Genomic DNA, 21797 nt, shown 5'->3' on the forward strand with positions numbered 1-21797 from the left:
CTCTCCCCTCATAAAAAAAGCCCCCTTTCGGGGGCTTTTTCAATGCATCAGTTCTGAGCCCTCACCACGATGTCGCGCCAGTTCGCGTCATAGGTGCTGACGAACATGTTCCGGTAGACGACCGGACCCGATGCGGCCGGAAGGTTGAAGGTCTTCGATGCGGTGCCCGCGCTGGCTGGCGCCAGGTCGACCCGGTCCGTCGCGCTGGCGGTCGGGCCCGTGGTCAGGTTCAGGAAGAACTCGGCCGCAAAGCCGGGGTTCAGGCCCGTCGCGCTGATCGTGAAATCGCTGCCACCGCTGTACGAAGACAGGGCCGGCGTGGTCGTGAAAGCCGGGAAGGCGACGGCCGAAGTCTCCGCCAGCGTGAGCGGCCGGCCATGGAAGCGGTGCTTGTAGATGATGTCGAAGCCGCCGCGCTGCGCGACCGTCACGCCGTCGCTCAGGTACGCCGTGAAGGTGTACTCGGGGCTTGCCGGAATCGCCGCGATGTCGCTGTCCGACATGGCCACGAAGCCGGGCGGAAGGTTGTTGCTGCTGCAGTTCGACGTCAGGTAGAAGAAGTTGTTGTTGCTGGAGCCCTGCAGCGGCCAGTAGCCGCCAAGCGACGGTCGCATGTGACGCAGGCCGCCCGAAGGAAGCCCCGGCCCGGTGACGACCACCGAAGCGATGTTGCCGCTGTTGTTGGTGTTCGTGTCCTGGATCAGGAACTGGAATGCGGAACTCACGCAGCCCGTCGCGTTGTCCTTGATGGCCTGCACATGCGGGTTGAGGTCCAGCACGCGCCCGTCGCCGCGCAGGCGCCAGGTGCCGTCGGTGCCCTTCACGATCTGCATGCCCTGGTTGTTGCTGAAGGCCACGCCGTTCTTGTCCTTGTGCGTGAATTCGACAAAGGCGCGCGGGCTCTGGTTGTTGGCGTCGATGGTGTAGTTGATCTTCTGGATCACCACGTCCGCGAAGCTGGCGCCGACGAGGTTCACGTCCGCCACCGATTCATTGACGAAGTCGGTCGCGGTCATGTCGGAAGAACGGAAGTCGTAGGCGCCGGTGACGGGATCGGTGCTGGTCAGCAACGGCGTCAGGTCGCCCGGCGACGCCAGGCCGTTCGCGAACTTGCCCGTGAAGTCCGACAGCACCTTGCGGATCAGCGTGATGTCGTCCGCCGCTGTGGCCATGCCAGCGCCGCTCATCGGCGTGGTCGCGGTTTCGGCCGCGGCCTTCACGGCCAGGTCGTCCACCAGTTGCTGCTGCGTCACGATGTTGGTGATGGTCGCCACGTTGGTCGCCGGGTCCACGCTCACGCGCAGCACGTCGAGCGCCTTGTCCAGCGCGCTCGACAACGGCGTGAAGGCGGTGCGCAGCAGGTCGATGCTCGCGTCCACGCCCATGGCCAGCAGCACCGGCAGCAGCTTGGCTTTCAGGCCTTCGGACTCGGCCTTCAGCTGGTCCGCCGTCAGCGAGCCGAAGTCGCCGCCGTCGAAGTACTTGTCGGCCAGCCGGCCCGCGATGTTGGCCACCACGAGGTCGGTCAGCGGCGTGATGTTGATGGTGCCGTTGGCATCGGCGGACGTGGCCGCCGAATGGATCACCGTGCGCTGGCCGCCCACCGTGCCTTCGGCGCGAAAGACGAAGGGCCCGGTCATGCCGGTCACGTCGACCTTGTAGCTGCCGTCGGTCGACAGCGGCACTGTCTTGGTGGCGCCCTTCGCGTCCTTCACGGTCACGCTGCCCGACAGCGGCAGGCCGGCGGCCGCCGTGCCCGAGAAGCCCTGGGCCACGGCCGGCGGATCGCTCGCCGGCGGCGGGGTGTTGCCACCGCCGACGGGAAAGCCGGCGAACCCGCCACCGCCGCCACCCCCGCCCCCACCGCAGGCGACGAGCGAGATCAGGAGCGCCACGGCGCATGCGCAGCGCGTCGTCCTGTAGAACTGGGTTGAAGCAGCCGGGGTCGTGGAATTTGTTTTCATGGAGGGTTCTGGATGAAAGGGGTCAAACAAAAGAATCAACTCGTCACACGAGCGTTGCGATTCTTCGATGACCCCCTCCTGCCCACCATCCTCTGTTTTATGGATGCCGCTGCGCCGCTTGTTGTGAATGCATGGCCTCAGGAGCCATTCATCAGGCGTTCATGATCCCTTCAGCTTGCGCCCCGGGTGCGGCCCTAAGCTTTGCGCCACCGAGGCCGGGCACCTTTTGCAGCCCGCCCTCGAAACGGAGGAGAAGAATTTTGCGTCTGCTTGCTTGGGGCGGTATGTTGGCCTTGTTGTGCCTTGCCGGTTGCGAGACCAATCGCCACAGCCGGGATCGTGACTACGAGTACTACGGCGCCCCGCCCTCGCGCCCCTACTACGACTCCGACCGGGAACCACCTGCCCGCGACAGGCCGCGGCTGAGCGACATGCAGCAACGTGCCTACGACAACTGCATCGTGCTGCCCACGCACCTCGACCGCGCCAGGTGCCGTGCGACGGTCATGTCGACCGTTCGTTAGGGTTTGCTCTAGAGCAGGCTCTCGGGCACCAGCGGTGCCAGCAGCTCCAGCTTCCAGCGCGCCCAGAAATGCGTTTCGGGCTCGGTGTGCAGGATGGTGTCGGCCGCATCCCCCGAAGCCGGGCTCACCCATTCGATGGCACCGCTCGGCCCCAACTGCAACTGGTAGGCACCGTCCAGCCGGATGAAGCCGATCAGGCTGGTGAGTTGCTGTGCAATCTGCGGGCTGAAGATGAAGAGGCCGATCTCGGTGTTGTGCAGCATCGAGCGCGGGTCGAAATTCATCGAGCCGATGAACACGATCTTGCGGTCGATCACGGCCGACTTGCCGTGCAGCCGCCCGCTGGCCGAGCCGTACATGCCGAAGCGCTTGGTCTGCTCCACCCGCTTGGGGCTGAGCTCGTACAGCTCCACGCCCAGCCGCAGCATCTGGGCGCGGTAGCGGCGATAGCCGATGTGCACCAGCGATTCGTCGGTGGCGGCCAGCGAGTTGGTCACGATGCTGTAGCTCACGCCGTTGCCGCGCACGAGGCGGATCGTCTCCATGCCGCCGCGCCCGGGAATCAGGTAGGGCGTGGTCTGCATGATCTCGTTCTCGGCGCCGCGCAGGTAGCGCTGCAGGTTGTAGAGCACGCTGTCCTTCGACTCGTCAGCCGGCAGGCCGCGGCCCTCTTCCGTGGGCGCGAGCGCCTTGTCGGGCGGATCGGCATACGCCTCGGCGCGCGCCCAGATGAGCTTGAGCACGCCCGCATCCAGGTCCTTGGCGAGCGGGTTGTTGCCCAGCAGGTCGGTGGAGCCAGGCTCCTCGGGATGCAGTTCCGCCGGCCCGGTGGTCAGCCGGTCGAAACGCTCGCGCAGCTGCTGCGGTGTTTCGTTGCCCGAGGCCACCAGTGACTCGATCGGGTAGACGTACGGGCTGTTCCAGTACATGTCGAACAGCGACGACAGCCTGGGCACCACCGCGCCCGCCACCAGCGTGTCGATGTCGATGAAGTTCGAGCCGCCGTCGCGCAGGAAGTACTCGTTGGCCATGTTCCGCCCGCCCATCACCGCCACCGTGTTGTCCACCACGTACAGCTTGTTGTGCATGCGGCGGTGGATGCGATCGAAGTCCAGGAAGGACGCGGCCAGCCGCGTGCCGAAGCGGTCGCGCCCCGCGGGGAACGGGTTGAACAGCCGCACCTCGACATTCGGATGCGAAGCGAAGCTGGTGAACAGCGGATCGGCGCCGGCGGTGTAGAGGTCGTCCACCAGCAGCCGCACGCGCACGCCCCGGTCGGCCGCGTCGGCCAGCGCTCGCAACAGATAGCGCCCGGTCTCGTCGTTCTGCACGAGGTAGTACTGCACGTCGATGGAGCGCTGCGCGCGGCGTGCCAGTTCGATGCGCGCATGCAGCGAGAACTGCGGCATCGGCAGCAGTCGGAAGCCGCTGAGCGGTTCGCCGGGCGGCGCGGCGGCCTGCACGAGACGGCCTAGCGTTGTGTCGGCGCCGTTCGTGATCGCCGTGGAGGGCTTGCGCTGCACGTCGGTGGGCAAGCCTGCGCAGCCGGCAAGGAACAGCGCGGCGATGCCGGCGAGCAGCCACGCGAGCCACCGGGCGCGCGAGGTGTCAGCAGCCCGGCGGGGAAAGTGCATGGGAGAAAGAACGGAACGTGGGGTTGAAAAGGCTCGCGGTTTCTACCACGCGGCCGGCCCGCCTGCCACGTCAGCTTGTTTCGGGCGCGAGCGCCAGCAGCGTGTCTTCGAGGTAGTACTGCAGCGAGTCCGCATTGGCCACGGCAAGGTCCGGCCGCAGGCGCGCGAGCCGCTGGCAGCACTCGACGCCGTATTCGTGGTCCAGCGAGTCGCTGTAGCCGTGCGAGATCTCGTGTGCGAGGGTTCCGGCGCGTGAGTCCTTGCCGGACTCGGCCTCCTGGAAAAACGGGGGACACACCGCCAGCAGGTCATTGCGGCCTTGCTCGCTCGACTTCCTGAAGAACGCGATCACGTCGGGCTTCGGCCCCTGCGCCACGACATAGATCACGAAGTTCTTGCAGAGCGACTGCCCCTTGACCCCGCCGATCAGCCGCGTCACCTGCGTTGCGCGCTCGGGCGTGTAGGTACCGAACCATCTTCTGTAGTTCGCGTCGTCCCGGACATCGATGCGGGCCATCATCCGCTGGAGCAGCCGCAGCATGGCGGCCAGCACGACCTCGCGCTGGCCGTCGCTGCCCTTCTCAACCCTCGCCTGTCCATAGACGGCGCGGCCCATCACGCAGTAGACCGGCTCGTCGTAGTAGGCGTCGCCCATGCACAACGGCGCCGTGCAATGCGGAGGGATGGCGGCGTTGACCGCCTGCGCCGCAGGAAACAGGTGGCTGGTGTCCACCGGAGACAAGCGGTGGCTGCCGCTCTCCAGCGCGACGGGAATCGCCGCCATCTTGCAAGGCGCAAGGTCTTCGGGCAGCGCGCCGACCACGCCCCTGAATGTCTGTTCGCGCAGCGAGACGCGGTAGACGCCGTCGGCCGCGAGCGCGTAGTTTTCGGCAACGTTCACCACGGCCCGCACCGTCTCGCCGGGCGCCAGGCTGATGAGGCTGGTTTGCGGATCGAAGCTGTACTTGGCCTGGGCGCCCCGGTAGCCTGCGGGCCCCAGCCCCTGTGCCTCGACCACCAGCCCGGCGGGGCACAAGGGGTCGAAGGGGGTCATCCAATACAGAAAGTGAACCGTGTCCGAGCCCGTGTTGGTCAGCGAAAAGGCAAGGCTCGTCGAAAGCGCGGCATCGGCCGCGTCCGCATTCACGCGCAGTTCCAGCATGTGCAGGTCTCCTCGTTTTCTTTTTCTGCCCCACGGCGCGGCGCGCCGGCGGCGGGCGGATTACAGCAGCGTCTACGGCGGGCATGACTGGGATATGTCTGCATAGCCACACATGCGGCTTTCAGCGAAGCGGCTGCGGCCGCCGCCGTGAACTCAGTGCTTGTGCACCGTCCCCCACTGCCGCACGAAATGGTCGGCGCGCAGCGTGGCGCGTTCGAGCGCTGCGTCCCACGACAACTGCTGCGTGATCACCAGCGCGCAGCGCGGAATGCCGCTCAGGCTCAGCTCGGCGATGCCGGCGTAAGTGCCGCTCGGCGTTCGCTTGAGCTCGATCCAACACTTCCAGCCTGCTGGTACTGCGATGTCGAGCCTTGCGGTGTCCATGGTGGAGTCACCGTAAACCTTTTATTTGCAAAAATCAATTATTTGAAAACTTGAGTATTAGTTTCCATCGATTCATGCCGCAATCTGCCGCCCCACCGGCAGCCGCAACAACGCCTGCCGCAGCGTGGTATCCACCCGCCGCAGCGACAGGCCATGCCGCACCGCCACCTCCTGGCGCGTCAGCTCATGCACGCGCAGCGCCACCAGAATGTCTTGATGCCGGTTCGGCAGCCCCCGCATCGCGCGCTCGACCGCCTTCAGGTCGGAACGCGCTTCGGCGATCAGCTCCGGGCCGGGTGCCTGGTCGACGAGGTGTTCGAGCGTGTCTTGCGCATCGCCGGCGTACTGCCAGGGGCGGTCGGCACGCACGCGGTCCATCGCGGCGTTGCAGGCCACGCGATAGATGTAGGCCACCGGGCTCTGCACGGCGTCCGCATAAGCTGCATCGCCCAGCCGCAGCCAGGCGTCGTGCAGGCCTTCGGTGGCCGCATCGACGCAGCCCAGGTGCCGCGCGAGCCGCCGGTGCAACTGCGCGTAGTTCGCCACCAGCAGCGCCTGGAAATCCGGCGGTGCAGCGGCAACGGCGGCGGCAGCAGCCGTTCCCCCTGCGGCATCGCCGCAGGGCACACAAGACAACGACATCATGGCGGCGATGTCGTCGGCTAGCGTCCGCGCGGCAGGCCGCGGCGCTCGTTCTCGCTCAGGCGCGCAATCTGCGCGTCGGTCAACGCACCGTGTCCCACCATCTGGATGAAGCCTGACGGGTCGTAGCTCGCCTGCTCGGCCGGCTTGCGCCTGACTTCACCGGCACCCGGCGCACCACCCGCGGGCTCGTCGCCGAAGCCCAGCACGCGCACCGTGAACACCGACGGCAAGGCCTGCCGCTGCGCCGCGCGATCGCGTTGCATCGCGTCCTGCGCCGCCGCCGAAGCCTGCGAGGCGGCCGCGCTGGCGTTGGTCAGCGCACCGACGTTCACCGCCGCCACGGTCGGTATGCCCGTCGATGTGCCCTTGACCACGATGTTGTCGGCGTTCGCCACCTGCAGCGCCGCGAGGTTGACGTTGCCCGACACGCGAATGCCCGCCTCGCCCGCGTCGATGGTGCCCAGCGGCGCGATCAGGTCGATGTCGCCGGCCGGCACTTCCGGAATCGGCGCCAGCGTCGCGATGCCGGCCCCGGTGCTCGGCACCTGCGACGACAGCGTGACGTTGCCCCAGGCGTCGTACACGCGCTTGGGCGGCGTGTAGACCACCGTGGTCTTCGAGCCGCGTCCGGCGTTGATGTCGCCCTCGGCCGACCAGCCCAGGATGCCGCCGCCGAAGGTGGTCATGATGCGGCTCTGGCCCAGCAGGATGCTGCCTCGCGAGTAGATCGCGATGTCGCCCGCGCCCTGCGTCAGCACGCCCGAACTGGCTGGTGGTGCCGCCCCCTCGACGCCGTAGACCTGGCGTCCGCCCGGCGTCAGCATCTGGATGTCGCCGCCGAACAGCGTGCGCACGAAGCCGCTTCGCGCGAAGGTGTAGGAGATGTTGTCGACGAGATTCGTCCGCATGCCGCGGAACATCGTGATGTCACCGCGGTAGTCGATGCGCTTGCCGTCCGCGCCCGCCTCGGGGAACAGCGCGGCGATGGCGTTGCGCCCGCGCAGGTAGCTGCCGAAGCGCGCGCCGTTCGCATCGTTGTACTCGCGCCCGCCGGCCTGAAGCTCGGCGAAATAGACCTTGCGCGCAAAGATGCGCTGCTGCGCGGCCGGCAACGCATCGAAGAAGGCCTGCGCCTCGGCAGTCGTGCCATGGAAGCCGAACCCGTTGTCCTTGTCGGCCAGCCACTCGCGCAACTCGGCCTCGTAGGTCTTCACGACCTTGCCCGGCTGGTCGGCCAGCGGCGTGCCGCGCTGCGCGCGGTTGTCCGCATCCAGATAGCGCGCCAGAAAGCCGCTGTAGTCGGCGCCCTGCGCGCCCACGCCAGCCAGCATCGCGATGCTCGCGCCCGGCCGGTGGTCGCCCGGCACCACCGGGCCCAGGCTGTTCACGCCCGCGCGGTCTTCCATCTGGATGTGGCGGCCCGCGGTGACCTCCAGCGTGCCGGGGCCGACGACGCTGAAGTTGCCGTAGAGGATGTCGCGCCCGGCCGAGACCACCGACACGTCGCCCGGGTCGTTGTGCGCAATCAGGTTGCCCGAGGTCACGTAGGTGGCCTCGAAGCCGGTGCCCGTGCTCGGCCCCTGGCCGATGGGCGTGCCGCTGCCGACGATGTCGCGCCCGGCCATCATCCACACCGGCTGCGCGGCCTCGTAGTAGGTCTGGCCGGCACGCGTCGGGTCGTTGGACTGGAACTCGTTGATGCGGCCTGTCGCCACGCCCACCAGGTCGCCGTTCACCGCATAGAAGCGCACGGGTTCGCTGCCGTGCGCGCTGCCCGCCGACACGGTGTTGGCCCCGAGCGCGAACAGCGGCCGTCCGCTCTCGACACGGTTGCCGACGCGGGACAGGTTGCCCACCTTGGTGCCGTCCGCCAGCGTGCCCTGGAAGGCCGGATGGAAAGGCGTGGCCATGGCGCTTTCCGCCGCACCCGACGGGCTGACGGTGAAGCCGTTGCCGTAGATCGAGTCGCGGGCAAGAAACTCCAGCAGGCTGTTGGCCGACGGTGCGAGCACCAGCGCGCCGGTCGAGCCGGTCGAACTCGACGTGACCGCGCTGCCGTAGTAGAGGCTGCCGCTGGCCGCGACCGCGCTCAGGATCGACGGGTAGACGTGCGCCATGTCGGTCGGCAGAGCGCCCGCATTGGGCATCTGCGGCGTCAGGTCGCCGCCGGCCGAGAACAGGCGAATGGCGGTGTTCGGCGTCCACAGCGTGAACCAGCTCTCGCCACTGCCCGCGCCGGCGGCGCTGGTGAAGGGCGTGGCGTTGCGCGCAACGGCGCGGCCCGCGTCGTTGGCACCCGTCACGACCAGGTCGCCGCGCGTGCCCAGGTTGAAGCTCGCATCGCCCGGCACCAGCAGGACGCCGCCCTGCGTCACCGCGCGCCCGGGCGAGAACGGGTCCAGAGCCCGGGTGTCTCGCTCGGACAGCAGGCCCGGGTACGGCGCATAGCGCAAGGACTGGGTGCCGAGCGCGCCAGCCTGCAACTGCACGTTGCCACGCAGGTTGACGATGCTGCCGTTGAGCACCGAACTGCTCTGGATGTCATCGAGCGGATCGAGCGCGAAGGGGTTGAGTGCGCCGCCAACGCGCAGGCTCAGGTCGCCGCCACCCGTGAGCGCCAGGCTGCCGTCGGCCAGCACGCGACCGGTGCTGCCCACCGCCAGCACCAGGCCCTCGCTGCGCCGGTTGTCGGTGCCGGTGCGCACAGCCGCGCCGCGCTGCGACACGACGCCCGCGTTGCCGCCCACGTCCACGCGCAGGTCGCCGCCGCCCAGCGTGCCGAAACCGGTGAAGCCGGCCAGCGTGTCGGTCGTGCCGTGCGTGACGTAGCTGCCGAAGTTGATCCACCATGCCGTCGGCTGGTCGCTGCCCGCGCCGAACGTGCCGCCGCTGCCCTGGCGCCACAGCCAATTGGCTGTTTCGGGCGTGGTCATGCCCCCGTCCGCCGGATTGGGGCGATTGACGCCGCTCAAGCTGATGGCCTGCATCAGGTCGCCGGTCAGGTTGCCGCCGGCCTGCAGCGTCAGGTTGCCACCGCCGGCCGGGTACCAGGCGCGCGCCAGGCTCTCCGGGCCGCCATCGACGAGCTTCTCGTAGCCCGCGTTGCCATCCGCCAGCACCGTGCCCTTGCTGCCCACGGCGCGTGGCAGGTTGTACGGGTCGCCAGCCCGCGTGGCCTGCGAAGACGCACCGGCCGTGTACACGCCATACAGCGAGTTCATCGACAGGTTGCCCGCTGCTCGCAGGTCGAGGTCGGCGGCGCCGGTGCGCAGCACGCTGAAGCGTGTGCTGCCGGGCAGGTGCTCGTATTCGACGACCGCGCTGGAGGCGCAATGCAATGGCGAGGTGGAGCAGTAGTAGGCGGCACTCTGATTGGGGTCGCCGGTGGCTTCGCGCAGCCACTCGTCGCTGATGGGCTGGCCCGCCACGACCTCGGGCATTCCGATTTCATCGGCCGCGGCCTGTGTCCAGGTGTAGGCGGAAATCGGCTTGCAGTAATCCGGGAAGTCCGCGCAGAAAGCTGCCACGGTCTTGAAGCGCCCCTCGGTGAGCTGCGCGACGACCTCGTCGGTGATCTTCTCGCCCAGGGTGACACCCACGTCGTCGGCGGCGTACTGCGTCCACGCGAACGAGCCCTTGAACGGCAGCGCTTTGGCAAACAGGCCGTAGTGCGTGTCAGCCATGCGCAGGTCGCCCGCCACCGGGTGCTGCTGCAGCGTGCGCCCATCGGCCGCGCCGAGGTCGGCGCCGGCCGCAAGTTGAAGCGACCACGACTGCGATCCCTCGGGCAGCATCCTGGCCGCGCCCCACAGCCGCCCTTCGCCCGCGGGCCGCAGCTCGACCGACTTGGCGTCGCCGGGCAGCTTGATGTTGGTCGCCGAGGGCAGCAGCGCGCCGACCGGCAAGGGCGTGTTGCCGTTCATCACGTAGCGCGTGCCGGCACCCGGCAGCACCACGCCCTTGGGCCAGACCAGCGCCGCCAGCGTGGCGTTGGACGGCAGGCGCATGCCCGCGTCGAAGCGCGTGCCCTGCGGCAGCGTCACGGCCTCGCCGACGATGCTGCCGACCGCGTGAATGACCTTGCCCGAGGCATCGCGCACATTGGCCGCGAGCACCGTGCCCGCGGGCACCAGCATCGACACCGCCAGTTCGCTCGGCACGGGAATCACCGTGCCCGCGCTGAAGACGCGCGACTGCACCGGCAGGTCGAAGTTCAGCGCGCCGCCGCCCTCGAACACCGTGCCGTCGCCCAGCACCACGCCGGCGCGCGGGATCACCGTGTCGGCGCCAAGGAAGTTGACGCCCGCCAGCAGCAGCCAGCCCTTGTCGTCCGGCGTGGGCGGCGGCGGCGCGAAGCCGTCGTTGATGCTGCCGAAGATGTCGAGGTTGCCGGCCGCGCGAATGCGCAGCATGCCGACTTCGCCCGAGCCGTAGACACCGGTTTTCTGCGTGTGCGGGTTCAGGCTCGCGTAGCGGTAGCCCGACAGGTCCAGGTCGCCCGACACCACGATGTCGCCGCCCGGATTGGTCGTGGCATTGCTCACGATCTCCACGCCGGGGCGCAAGTGGAAGGCATCGGCATAGGCCGGGTTGCGCAGGCCGGCCAGCTTGCCGTTCACCAGGCTCGCGCGGGCCAGCGCGGCATCGATGAACAGCGTGTTGGCGGCGTGCGTGCCGTCGAGCCAGGCCTGGTCGATCTGCTGGTAGGGGCGGCCGCTTGCGGCCGGCGTGGCGATCAGCGGTGCGTTGTCGTAGCGCTGCATGGCGTTGACCGCGATGGAACGCGCGCTGCGGATGTCGAGCGCGCCGCGCGCGTCGATGGCACTGTCGCCATAGACCGCCGCGTCGGGCGTGTTCGGCAGGCCGTTGGCCCCGATGCGCGGTGCCGACAGCTCGAGCGTGCCGCGCGCGCGGCCGTCGTTCTGGCCCGGCTGCGTGCCCACGGTCGCGCCCGTGCCGTGGCGCAGGTCGATGCGCGCGCCGTCGGCCAGCGTCAGCACGCCGGCCTGCGTGCTCAGGTCGACGATGGCGCGGTTGGGCGAATCGATGATCTTGCCGTAGCTGTCCACGCGCAGCACCGTGCCGTGGGCGTCGAGCATGGCCGAGCCGGACACCGTCAGTGCGTTCTTCGCGGCCAGGTAGATGCGGCCCACGCGCTCGCCGCTGGCGTCGATGGTGCCGTTCACCGTGAGGCTGCCGTTGTCGACGGACACGTTCACTTCGCCGGCCTTCAGGCCGTCGCCGATGGTGAGATCGCCCTGCTTGAGCTGGAAGGTGCGCGTGCCGAACACGCCGCCTGCGTTCAGGCGCTGGTTGAGCGCCGCGAACTGCGTGTCGAGCGAGCCCGCGTCGCCCAGCCGCTGCGCGCGGATCTCCACGCCGCCCGCCAGGTAAGGCACCCGCGTGCCGCCTGCGTCGTAATGGCCGCTGCTGTTGCCGCGCAGCGTGCCCTGCAGGTCGACCACGCCGGCCTGCTCGCCCAGCGCCACCACCTTGAGCGTGCCGGCACGGTTGTTCTCGGCCGACAGGTCGATCACCGAGCCCGCAGCCTGCCGCACGTTGCCGTGCAGGCTCTCCAGCGTGAGGTCGCCGCCCCAGCCGTACTTGCGCACGTCGTTGAAATCGATCTTGCGGCCGGCCAGGTCGAGCTGCGCGCGCCCGGTCAGCGTGAGGTCGTTGTCGGCGGTGATCACCAGCTTGCCGCTGGGCAGCGCCACCGTGCTGTCGATGCGCACGTCGCGGCCCGCGAGCCGCAGTTCGGCGCCCAGCGCGGCGTCGGCCACCGGCATGGCCGCGGGGGCGATGCTGGTCACGCGCAGGTCGCCGCCCGCCGTGATGCGGTTGACCGAACCGGCCGCGCCCGTCAGCAGCGGTGTATCGATGGCGAGGTTGCCGCCGCTGTAGGCGTAGCCCTTGCCGGCTTCATACACGCCCTGCGACTGGTAGACCGAGAGGCTGCCCTTGTTGTTGGCCGTGATGCGGTCGCTGGCTGTGAGCCGCACGTCGGCGAAGCCCAGCGCCAGCCGTGCGTCGTCGCTGGTGCCCGTGGGCTGCGCGCCCGGGCCGTAGCCGAATTCGATGCGCGCGGCCTCGATGGCCAGCGTGCCGCTGCCCGTGCCCGCGCCGCCCGCGACCACCGTCGCAGGCGCCTGCGGCGCACCCTGCCAGATCAGGTGGCCGGTGCGGATGGTGGCCACGTCGTTCGCACCGCCCGCGCCGTAGATGGCTGGCGTGCCCAGCACCAGCCGCGCCAGCGTGGACTTGCCGGTCGCCGGGTCGATGGTGTCGAGCGAACTGGTGCCGAAGAAGCGCAGGCCGCCGCTCGCGTTGAGCTCCAGCGTCTCCAGCGCCGGGGCGCCGTACTTCGTGTCGCCGCGCAGCAGGCGCTGGAGCACGGTCTGGTTCAGCACCAGGCCGGACGACAGCGTGTGGCGCGCGGCGGCATCCGCCAGCACCGCGCTGTCGCCGACGTTGATGCCCTGCACCGCCAGCCGCAGGTGGCGCGTGCCGTAGCGCACCGTGTCGTCGAGCACAAAACGGTCGGGCGTGGACAGCGCGATGGTGCCTTCGGAGTACAGCTCCGTCTGGCCACCGCAGGGCGATACGGTGCAGACGCCCACCTGCAGGCTGCGGTTGCCCAGCCTGTCGACGCTGGGCGGCACCGGCAGCATGCTGAGCACGCCGTTGGACACGGCCACCAGGTTGCCGGCCGAGCCGCCATAGATGAAGCCGTTCGCCGAGTCGTAGGCGGCACGGCCCTTGCCGATCGTGTTGATGGCCGAGCCCTGCTCGATCACGAGGTGGCTGGGGAATTCGGTGTTGGTGGAATCCGCCAGCAGGAACACCTCCGGTGCCGACAGCACCGCGCCGTGCCGCAGTGCCAGCTCGTTCGTGCCGGTGTTGAAGCGCACGATGTTGCCGCCCTGGCCATAGGCCACGTACTGCAGCCCGCCGAGCATGAGCCGCGATGCGCCCATGGCATTGAGCGCGTCGGCGCTCAGCGTCACGCCGTCGAAGCCGGGCGTTGCCGCCGTGCCCGGCACGATTTCGATCTTGGCGTGAGTGCCCGAACCCGCGAACACGGCCACCGCGCCGCCATAGCCGCCTTCGGCCGGATTGAAGCGGCCGGTGCCGTCGAAGCGCAATGCATCGGCACCGACGCCGGAGTCCGGCGTGAAGCGCAGCAGCAGCGTGCGCACGTCCGCCGGCGCCATCGCGCGCGGCACGCCCTGCCGCGCGGCATCGCTCAGGATGAATTTGTTGTAGCTGGTCTCGTCGTACTGCGAATAGGTGCGCAGCACGGACGCCGGCGTGAGGATGGCCTGGCGGAACAGCGTGTCGCCGATGGCCGTGCGGGCCACGCCCAGTTGTGCGGCAGCCGTCCACGAGCCGTTGCGCATCAGGCTGGCGGCCGTGGCCGCACCCTGCGCACCGGCGCTGCCGTTGAGCTCGACGCGGAACGCGCCGGGCAGCAAGGCATAGGTCGACGGCAGCAGCGTGTAAGTGCCGGCGGGCAGCCCCGGCACACCCTGCCCCAGCGTGATCTGCTGGCCGACCACCGGGTCGACCGCGCCGCGCTCGTTGGCAACGGGCGCCTGGGGCGCCTGCACGCCGGGCACGATCGCGTAGACCGGATTGGTTGCCAGGCCCGGCAGGCTGAAACTGCCGTTGGCCGCGTTGCGCACCAGCGGGTTGTAGCGCGCGTCGGTCGAGCCGCCGCGCCCGCCGATGAAGCCGGTGCCCGTGAGTTCGCCGCCGCCCGACAGGTCCAGCACCGCGCCGGCCTGCACGTTGGCGCTCGCGCCGCTCAACGTGAGGCCGACCGCCAGCACCTGGCCGCTCGAGTTGGCGCCACCCACGCCGACCAGCGCGACCTTCGCGCCGTCGTAGAGGTAGTTGATGCCGTCGACCGTGCCGCCGTAGGGCATCCGCAAACCGTTGCCGCTGACCGAGGTCAGGCTGCCCGGCAGGAAGTCGATGCGCTTCGTGTTCTCGTCGCCGATGCGCAGGCTGCCCAGCGGCGCGCGCAGCACGCCGGCCTGCTCGATCACCCCGGCACCGATCAGCAGGCCGCCGAAGACCGCATACGGCACCTGCGGCGCGGCCCGGCCATGGCTTTCGATGCGCAGCACGCGGTCGGTCGCGTAGCCACCAGCACGGGGCAGCGCACCCGCGTAGATCGCGGCCGAGATGCCGGTGGCCGGATAGATCTGCGCGGCCTGCAGCGTGAGGTCGCCCGGGGTCGACAGGATGGTCGTGGGCATGCCGTTCACCGTGGGCGGCTGGTCCGACAGAAAACGCAGGTCGCCTTCGCTGCGCAGCGTGGTCTGGCCGAAGCCGCGCCGCTCGACCTTCAGGCCGGGCGCGGGGTTCGGGCCACCGGCCTGCGGCGACATGGCGATGCTGCCATTGACGCCGGCCATCGAGACCAGCGAGCGCACGTCGATGAGCCCGGCGCGCACTTCCAGTTGCGCCTTCGAGGGCAGCCACTCGCCGGTGCCGGCGGGGCCGTAGCGGCCCCGGGTGCTGTCCTGCGAAGAGAGCTGCGTGATGCCGGCCAGCCGCACGTACGGGGCTTCCAGCGTCACGCGCGCGTCGTCGCGCGCGTTGTTGGCCAGCATGAGCGGGCCGTAGATCGACAGGCTCTGGCCGAGCCGCAGGTTGACGTCGTCCTCCAGGCTGACGCCGCCCGCGGAGAGCAGCGCGAGCGTGTCGAAGCCGCCCTTCGCGACGGTGTCCACGCCCAGCCGGCCATGGCCGTAGACCAGTGCCGCATCGGCCGCGCCGGGCGCCAGGCCCGACGGCAGGTCCGACGCGCCCTGCAGCCCGCCGACCACCAGGTCGCGAAAGCCGCGCACCGCGTTCTCGGCCAGCGTGTATTGCGCCGGGCCGGAACTCGTGCGCACCTCGGGCGATTGCAGCGCCACCTGCAGCGTGCCGCCGGCCGCGCCCGCGCCGCCCGAACGTGCCCGCAGCTCGCCATCGAGGTACAGGCCATTGTTCGACGCCAGCGTGATGCGTCCGCCGCGGCTTGCGACCTCGACCGCACCGGCGCCCGTCAGGTCGAGCACGGCCGACGCGCCCGATGCATCGAGCAGCGCGCCCTGGCGCACGACCACGAAGCCGTTGGCCGCGCTGCCGGAGCCGTTCGTCTCGTCGATCTCGCCGCCGACGACGATGCTGCCGCCGTCGCGCACGTTGCCGTAGCGCCGGCCCCGCACGTCGAGCGCGGTCGCGGCCGTGGCCGACACGTCGATCACGGCCCGCTCGCCGATCCAGATCGAGCGGTTGTGCGCCACGTCCACGGCGCGTTCGGCCTCCGGCTTCGCGAGGTCCACGCTCTTGAGCGAGATGCTGCCGCCACGCGCCAGCAGCCGCCCCTGCAGCGTGAGCTGGCCGGCGCTGGCGACCTGGATCGACTGCCCCGCATCGACCGCGATCTGCGCGTCGTGCCCGATCACGAGGGCCACCTTCGGCAGATCGGCCGCGAGCGTCTGCGCGGTGCCCGCCTGCAGGCTCAGGCTCGCGCCCGCGCGCTGCTTGAGCACGCCCTTGGTGGCGTCTTCGGTGTACAGCGGCGGCGTCCACAACTGCAGCGCCTCGCGGGCATCGGTGCCGGTCGCGATGTCCTTCGCGTCGGGAGCCGTGCGCAACACCGGCATCGTCACATCGATGCGCGTGCCGTCGGCCACCACGAGACCACCGTCGCCGATGAGTTCGTAGCGGCTGAAGCCCTTGTCGAAGAAGCTGCCGGCCAGCATGAGCGTGCCGGCTTCGATGGCAGCCGCCTCGTCGCTGCCCACGCGGATGCGGGTGCTCTCCAGGTTCAGCGTGCCGCCGCCCGACGTTCCCCAGCCGCGCAGTGCGCCATCGATGGCCAGCATGCCATTGCGTTCGCCCGATCCGGCATTGGCCTGCAGCCGGACATCGCCGCCCTTGCCGCCCTGCTGCGACTTGCCGTCGGCCAGCAAGGCCGCGCCGGACGACACGTCGATGACGCTGCCTTCGGCCAGCCGCACGTCGCCGATGCTGCGGATCGACACGCTGCCGCCGTTGCGCCAGGCCATGTCGCCGGTGGCGACCGGATCGAGCAGCAGATTGCTCCAGAGACCGCGCGCATCGAGCACCGCGCCCGCGGCCACCGTGACGCCCGGACGCACGCCCTTGGGCGTCAAGGCATAGGTGGTGTCGTTGATGTAGTTGGTGCTGGCCTGCGCGAGCACGTCGCCCAGCCGGATGCTGCCGCCATGCGCCGTCAGCCCCGCGTGCACATCGACCTTCGGGCCGTAGAGCGCGATGTCGCCGCCGTTGCCGAGCTTGAGCGCCGAGTCGACCGTGATCGAGTCCGTGGCCGCGATGCGCAGCGCGCCCAGCGAGAAGCCGTTGAGCAATGCGGTGTCGAGGTACAGCGTGTCCCGGCGCGCGGCCGGCAGGGCCGTCGCGAGATCGAGCCCGCTGGCGATGCCCCCGGCTGCATCCGCGCCGGTGCCCAGCACCACGTCCTTCACGCCCGCGGCTTCGAGCCGGCGATGAATCAGGCCGGTGCTCTTGTCGTAGAGGCCGGCATAGCTGCCCACCACCAGTTGCGCGCCGCGCGCGGCCGCGTTCTGCGACTGGTTGTAGCTGTCGAGCGCGGCTTGCGGCGCCTGTGTCTGGCGCACGCCCTGGAAGGTGTTGCCCGCGATGTCGCCTTCGATCACCGCGCTGCGCGTGCCCACCACCAGCAAGCCGGCGTCGCGGCCCACCGTGTAGCCGCTTTCCAGTTTTCTCTGCGGCCCGATCAGCGGGTTGTAGAAGTACCCCGTGGCACTCTTGCCCCAGCGCTGGTGCTCGTCCTCGAAGCCCTTGTACACACCGGTGTAGCGCAGGTCGCCCGGCGCCTTGTTCACCTCGTACAGCCGCCCGTCGGCGCCCTTGAGCCAGGTCTGGTTGAGAAAGCCGCCCTGCACGTTGATCGTGCCGCCCGAGAGATTGATGTTCGAGCCGGCCTGCGTCACGACCTCGTTGCCGCCGAAGTTCACCATGCCGCCCTGCGCCATCCACTCGCCGACCGAGTGCGCCTGCGTGCCCAGGTAGCCCGAGACTTCGAGCAGGCCGCCGGCCGTGTACCAACGGTCGCTGGTGTAGCCGTTGGTGCCCTTGGGCACGAGCACAAGGCTGCGACGGTCGATCCACACGTCGTTGCTGTTCAGGGACTTGCCATCGCGGTTGATGGGCGCGTCGCGCTGCTCGTTGCCCTGTACGTTGACCTTGACGTTGTTGCTCTCCATGGCCAGGCTCACGCCCACGGCACCGGAGACGTCGATCTTCGCGCGATCGCGCACCAGGCTGCGTTTGGCCGCGTTGACCATCACCTGCCCGCCGGTCGCCAGCGTCAGTGAATCGCCCTCGAAGTCGACCGTGCCGCCGCTGGTGACTTCCACGCGCGAACGATCGCGCCTATCGTTGCCCGCGCTGGCAATGCTGCCGTCCACATCCACCGCCGGCGCCATGAGGCTGCTGCGCTGGCTGTCGAGCGCCGACGCGGCGCCGGTGTCCAGCAACACTGCCGTGGTGCTGCCCGCGCCCAGCGTCACCGCCCCCTGCGTGCCCACCGCATTGAGATGCACGGTGCCGCGCGCATGAACTGACGTGCTGGAAAGCACGACGCCTTCTTGCCGCACCTCGCGACCGGCGAGCGTGATGTCGCCCGTGGTCGCCGCGATCAACCCGGTGTTGGCGACCTTGCCGGCGGTGCTGTCGGCCTTCAGGGTCACGGCCACTTCGTTGCCGCGCGTGGTCGAGGCCTGGTTGCCGTCGGTGCCCATGCCCCTGCGGATGGTGAAGCTGTCGCCCGCCGCCAGCAGGGTCTGGCCGTTGGGCGTGGTGATGGCTCCGGCATTGCGCACCTCGGCGCCCATCAGCAGCACATAGCCGCCACCCTGCGTGACGCTGGCGGGCACGGCGGTGTCGATGCGCGCACCGGCCTGCACCTCGACCTTGCCCAGCGCGTCCTTGAAGTTGGGGGTGTTGCCGCTCGCGTAGATGCCGTTGGCCTTGAAGCCCGCCTCGTCGATGCTGGTGGCCGCGGCCACCAGGTTGCGCGTGTCGACCTGACTGGTGCCGCTGAACACGATGCCGTTGCGGTTGGCCACCATCACCGTGCCGTCGGCCTTGATGCGACCCTGGATCTGGCTCGGCCGCGCCTGCGGGTCGTTCACCTTGTTGAGCACCGCCCAGTCCTTCTGCTGCGCGAAGGCCACCGTGGTGTTCTTGCCGACGTTGAAGGTCTCCCAGTTCAGGATCGCCCTGTCGGCCGTCTGCTCGACGGTGACCACGGTGCGGCCGTCGACGTTCTTCTGCGAATCGGCGCCCAGCGGACGCGCGTTGAGCCAGCCGGCCGTCAGCGAATTGGTGTCGACCTTCAGGCCGCCTTCGGCCAGGCCGTCGGGCACCGAGGGATCGTTCTGCGCGGCCGCGCGCGCGGCGGCCTGTGCCGCCTGCTGCGCCGCGATGCCGCGTGCCGCCAGGTTCAGGTTGCTGATCGACTGCCTGAGCTGTTCATTGGCGCGCTGCTGCTGGCCGGCCGGACTCGCGAGGCTGGATGCGGGCAGCCCGTTGGGCAGCATGCCGGTGGCCGTCGCCGTGGCCTGCGCGGCGCCCTTGGCGTTGAACCAGGCCGGGCTGAAGGCGCGCTGCTGCGCGTGCGCCGGCGCCGTGGCCGCGCCGGCCGCCAATGCCAGCGCCATCGCTTGCGCCAGTGGCGAAATCCGGAAGCTCATCGCATGCACGACAGCGCCCTGCTTGCGCTTGCCGTGTCCCTCGTGTGTGTTCATCTGTCGCCCAGTAATGAATGGAATGCACCGGCACTGAATCTGTGCCGCTTACTGGAGAGACCGGGGACCGCAAACAAAACCGCTAACTTTTTCAATCCTGACCGTGCACGGGGGCCAATCAAGCTGTCACAAACATCAGCTAAGCAGCAGCACGCCGCCGGGCAGCGCGCGCGCATCGAGGTCGTACGAACGCTGGATCTGCACCAGCACCGTGTCGAGCGCCGCAATGGAAAAACGGCCGCTGACCTCGCGGTCTTTGAGGCGCTTGGCCAGCAGCACCACGCGGCCCGGCCGGTAGCGGTTGATTTCTTCGACCACGCGCGCCAGCGGCGTCTGCCGGAACACCAGCACGCCGGTGCGCCATGCCGACACGTCCGCCGGCTGGATGGCCGCGACCTTGCCGAGCGAGTCGGCGTTGTAGACCAGTTGCTGCCCCGCCTCCACCACGCGCACGCCCGCTGCATGCGCCACGCGCACGCGGCCTTCGATGCAGGTCACGCAGGCGCTGCCGTCGAGATAGCGCACCTCGAAGCGCCCGGCGTCGGCCTCGCTGCGGCCCGCGCCCGCGACCACACTGAAGGCCTGCCGCGTGGAAGACATGTCGACCGCCGCTTCGCCCGCGATCAGGTCGATGCCGACCGTGCGGCCCTCGACGGCCTGGCGCTGCACGCTGGTCTGCGTGTTCAACGTCAGGTCGATGCCCTCGGCCAGCACCACCGAACGCTGCTCGCCGGTGGCCGTGCGGAAGTCGGCGTTCCATTCGCTCACCGGCGCCCACAGGCCGAGCGGCGGATACATCGCGGCAATGCCGGCCACGCCCGCCGCACTGGCAGCCGCGCCGAGAAAAGCGCGGCGCGCGACCAGCGGCCGACGCCCCGCCTGCCGATGGCTCGACAGCAGCGCCGGGTTGTTCGCCATCATCTGGCCGATGGCCGGATCGAGCGCCTTCCACAGCCGCTTCGCTTCGGCGAAGGCCGATGAATGCAGCGGGCTGCTGTCCTGCCAGCGGCGAAAGCCCTCGATGTCGCGCTGCCTGGCTTCGCCGGACGTGAGCCGGCGCAGCCATGCCTGCGCTTCGCGCCGGACCTGATCCGCGTTGTCGGGCTCGCCGTTGTGTGTCATATCCATGAGACTGTTCTGGGCGCTGGGAACCGCACTTTATTTTTCATGCGGTGTGGACGTTGACGTCGATGCTGACGTGGGCATGGCGGGCGGACGGCCCATGCGGGCGGCGCAGTAATCGTGCGCGTCCTTGAGTTCCTTCTCGACCGTGCGCAGCGAAATGCCGAGCCGCGCCGCCACCTCGCGCTGCGGCAGATGTTCCCAGCGCACCATCACCAATATCTGCCGGCGCCGTGCCGGCATGCGCTCGATCAGCGCGGCCAGCGCGGCCATCTCGGAGCGGTCTTCCGCGATCTGCGCGGGGCCGGGTGCCGGGTCGTGTGCCTCTTCGAGCACCGCGTCGATTTCCTCGGCGGTGGCCAGCCGGCCCTGCCGGCTCGACTGGTCGTAGGCCAGGTTGACGGCCACGCGCAGCAGGTACGAAGCCGGGTCGCGCACGCCGTCGATGTCGTCGCGGCTTTCCAGACGCAGCCAGGTGTCCTGCAGCGCATCGCTCGCCTGGTCGGCGTTGCCGAGCCGGCGCGCAAGGCGCTGCTTCAGGTCGTCATAGCGCGCGACAAGAAAGTTGCGCAGCGCGGGCAGCGCGTTCTCGGGCATCGCGGGCGGCTCAGTGCCGCGCCGCCGGGCATTCGAGCCCCGGCGTCTGCGAGCGCGGAAGAATCAGCATCGTGAGCGGCTGCGCCATGTCGGGCGGCGGTGGCTGTTCGATGCGGATCTGCCGCAGGGTGTCGAGGATCGCGCCGTCGCGCGTGCGGTCGCCGCTGGTGTGCAGCAGGAAGGCGTTGGCGATGCGGCCGGTGCCGTCGATCACGAAGCGCATGGCGGTGCGGTAGCTGCCGGGCGCGGTGCGCGGGTTGCCGCAGAAGGCTTCCCAGATGCGGGTCTGGACGAGGCCGTCGTAGCTGCCGTGCACGGGCGTTGCGGATGCGGTGTCGGGCATCGCGCGGGCCGCGGGCTGCGCGGCATCGTTCGCTGCGGGCTTGAGCACGAAGACGGCGCTCGACCCGATGCTGGTGTAGTCGGCGACGAGGCCGGTGCCCTGCAGCAGCGTGTGCAAGGCCTCGGTCGGCGTGGCCGATGCCTGCACCGGCGACGAGCTGCGCCCGGCCACCAGCGCCGCGTCGAAGAACACCGGCAGCCCCGTCGCAAGGCCGTACTGCTCCAGCGCAGTTGCCAACGGCTGCCGCGCGATGTCGAAGCGGATGCGCTCGTCGGCGCGATCGCCATGCGGCGCCGCCACACCGGTCTGCGCCCGCACATCCAGGGCGGCCAGCGTCATGCAGCCCGCCAGTGCGAGTGCGACGGCGGGCGCAGCGAAGCCGCGTGCCAATGGGAAAGTGAAGGGAGGTTCATGCCGCATGAGATCGTCGATACGCCCGGCGAAGGCCGCCGCCCGGCGGGGGCATGTTCAAGCGGATGCTAGTGACGATTCGTGACGCTCGAATGACTTCGGGATGGCCCCGGTGCGCCGCGCCATCGCGTCGAAGCGCTGCAAATGAAAAAACCGCCGGATGGCGGTTTCTTGAGGCAGACGGCTTGCGCCGTCG

The 21797-nt window shown here is 69.6% G+C and carries 10 protein-coding genes; 1 reads left to right on the plus strand and 9 read right to left on the minus strand.

The features are described from left to right. Positions 1 to 47: 47 nt before the first annotated feature. The gene (locus ACSFB7_RS03290) at positions 48 to 1964 is read right to left on the minus strand and encodes a hypothetical protein (RefSeq protein WP_435467011.1); all 1917 of its coding nucleotides are present in this window, start codon (positions 1962 to 1964) and stop codon (positions 48 to 50) included. Positions 1965 to 2224: 260 nt separating this feature from the next. Here ACSFB7_RS03290 and ACSFB7_RS03295 point away from each other — a divergent pair, with 260 nt between their 5' ends. Further along, positions 2225 to 2488, plus strand: coding sequence for a hypothetical protein (locus tag ACSFB7_RS03295; protein WP_435467013.1), 264 nt, complete (start codon positions 2225 to 2227; stop codon positions 2486 to 2488). Between the two features lie 8 nt (positions 2489 to 2496). On the opposite strand, the gene ACSFB7_RS03300 is transcribed toward ACSFB7_RS03295, so the two are convergent. From ACSFB7_RS03300 to ACSFB7_RS03335, 8 genes are all read right to left on the minus strand, one after another. Further along, a complete protein-coding gene (locus ACSFB7_RS03300; RefSeq protein ID WP_435467015.1) occupies positions 2497 to 4122 on the minus strand; it encodes a phospholipase D-like domain-containing protein in 1626 nt (541 codons plus the stop codon). Between the two features lie 70 nt (positions 4123 to 4192). Further along, entirely contained in the window at positions 4193 to 5284 is a 1092-nt protein-coding gene (locus tag ACSFB7_RS03305; RefSeq protein ID WP_435467017.1) for a M35 family metalloendopeptidase, read from the minus strand. Between the two features lie 153 nt (positions 5285 to 5437). Next, complete coding sequence (locus ACSFB7_RS03310) at positions 5438 to 5668, minus strand: hypothetical protein (protein ID WP_435467019.1); 231 nt, start codon at positions 5666 to 5668, stop codon at positions 5438 to 5440. A gap of 72 nt (positions 5669 to 5740) precedes the next feature. Continuing rightward, the gene (locus tag ACSFB7_RS03315) at positions 5741 to 6313 is read right to left on the minus strand and encodes a sigma-70 family RNA polymerase sigma factor (RefSeq protein ID WP_435467021.1); all 573 of its coding nucleotides are present in this window, start codon (positions 6311 to 6313) and stop codon (positions 5741 to 5743) included. A gap of 17 nt (positions 6314 to 6330) precedes the next feature. After that, positions 6331 to 19128 (minus strand): filamentous haemagglutinin family protein, encoded by a 12798-nt coding sequence (locus ACSFB7_RS03320; protein ID WP_435467023.1) that lies wholly within the window; start codon positions 19126 to 19128, stop codon positions 6331 to 6333. Between the two features lie 135 nt (positions 19129 to 19263). Beyond that, on the minus strand, positions 19264 to 20256 hold the full coding sequence (locus ACSFB7_RS03325) for a FecR family protein (RefSeq protein WP_435467025.1): 993 nt from the start codon (positions 20254 to 20256) through the stop codon (positions 19264 to 19266). Between the two features lie 30 nt (positions 20257 to 20286). Beyond that, a complete protein-coding gene (locus ACSFB7_RS03330; protein ID WP_435467027.1) occupies positions 20287 to 20847 on the minus strand; it encodes an RNA polymerase sigma factor in 561 nt (186 codons plus the stop codon). Positions 20848 to 20857: 10 nt separating this feature from the next. Continuing rightward, entirely contained in the window at positions 20858 to 21610 is a 753-nt protein-coding gene (locus tag ACSFB7_RS03335) for a TonB C-terminal domain-containing protein (RefSeq protein ID WP_435467029.1), read from the minus strand. Positions 21611 to 21797: the final 187 nt, after the last annotated feature.

This window comes from Variovorax raffinosi (assembly GCF_051216615.1).
Lineage (GTDB): Bacteria > Pseudomonadota > Gammaproteobacteria > Burkholderiales > Burkholderiaceae_C > Variovorax.

Coding starts and splice junctions, on each gene's coding strand:
- ACSFB7_RS03290 (WP_435467011.1), bottom strand. CDS start 1,964: ATGAAAACAAATTCCACGACCCCGGCTGCTTCAACCCAGTTCTACAGG.
- ACSFB7_RS03300 (WP_435467015.1), bottom strand. CDS start 4,122: ATGCACTTTCCCCGCCGGGCTGCTGACACCTCGCGCGCCCGGTGGCTC.
- ACSFB7_RS03305 (WP_435467017.1), bottom strand. CDS start 5,284: ATGCTGGAACTGCGCGTGAATGCGGACGCGGCCGATGCCGCGCTTTCG.
- ACSFB7_RS03310 (WP_435467019.1), bottom strand. CDS start 5,668: ATGGACACCGCAAGGCTCGACATCGCAGTACCAGCAGGCTGGAAGTGT.
- ACSFB7_RS03315 (WP_435467021.1), bottom strand. CDS start 6,313: ATGATGTCGTTGTCTTGTGTGCCCTGCGGCGATGCCGCAGGGGGAACG.
- ACSFB7_RS03320 (WP_435467023.1), bottom strand. CDS start 19,128: ATGAACACACACGAGGGACACGGCAAGCGCAAGCAGGGCGCTGTCGTG.
- ACSFB7_RS03325 (WP_435467025.1), bottom strand. CDS start 20,256: ATGGATATGACACACAACGGCGAGCCCGACAACGCGGATCAGGTCCGG.
- ACSFB7_RS03330 (WP_435467027.1), bottom strand. CDS start 20,847: ATGCCCGAGAACGCGCTGCCCGCGCTGCGCAACTTTCTTGTCGCGCGC.
- ACSFB7_RS03335 (WP_435467029.1), bottom strand. CDS start 21,610: ATGCGGCATGAACCTCCCTTCACTTTCCCATTGGCACGCGGCTTCGCT.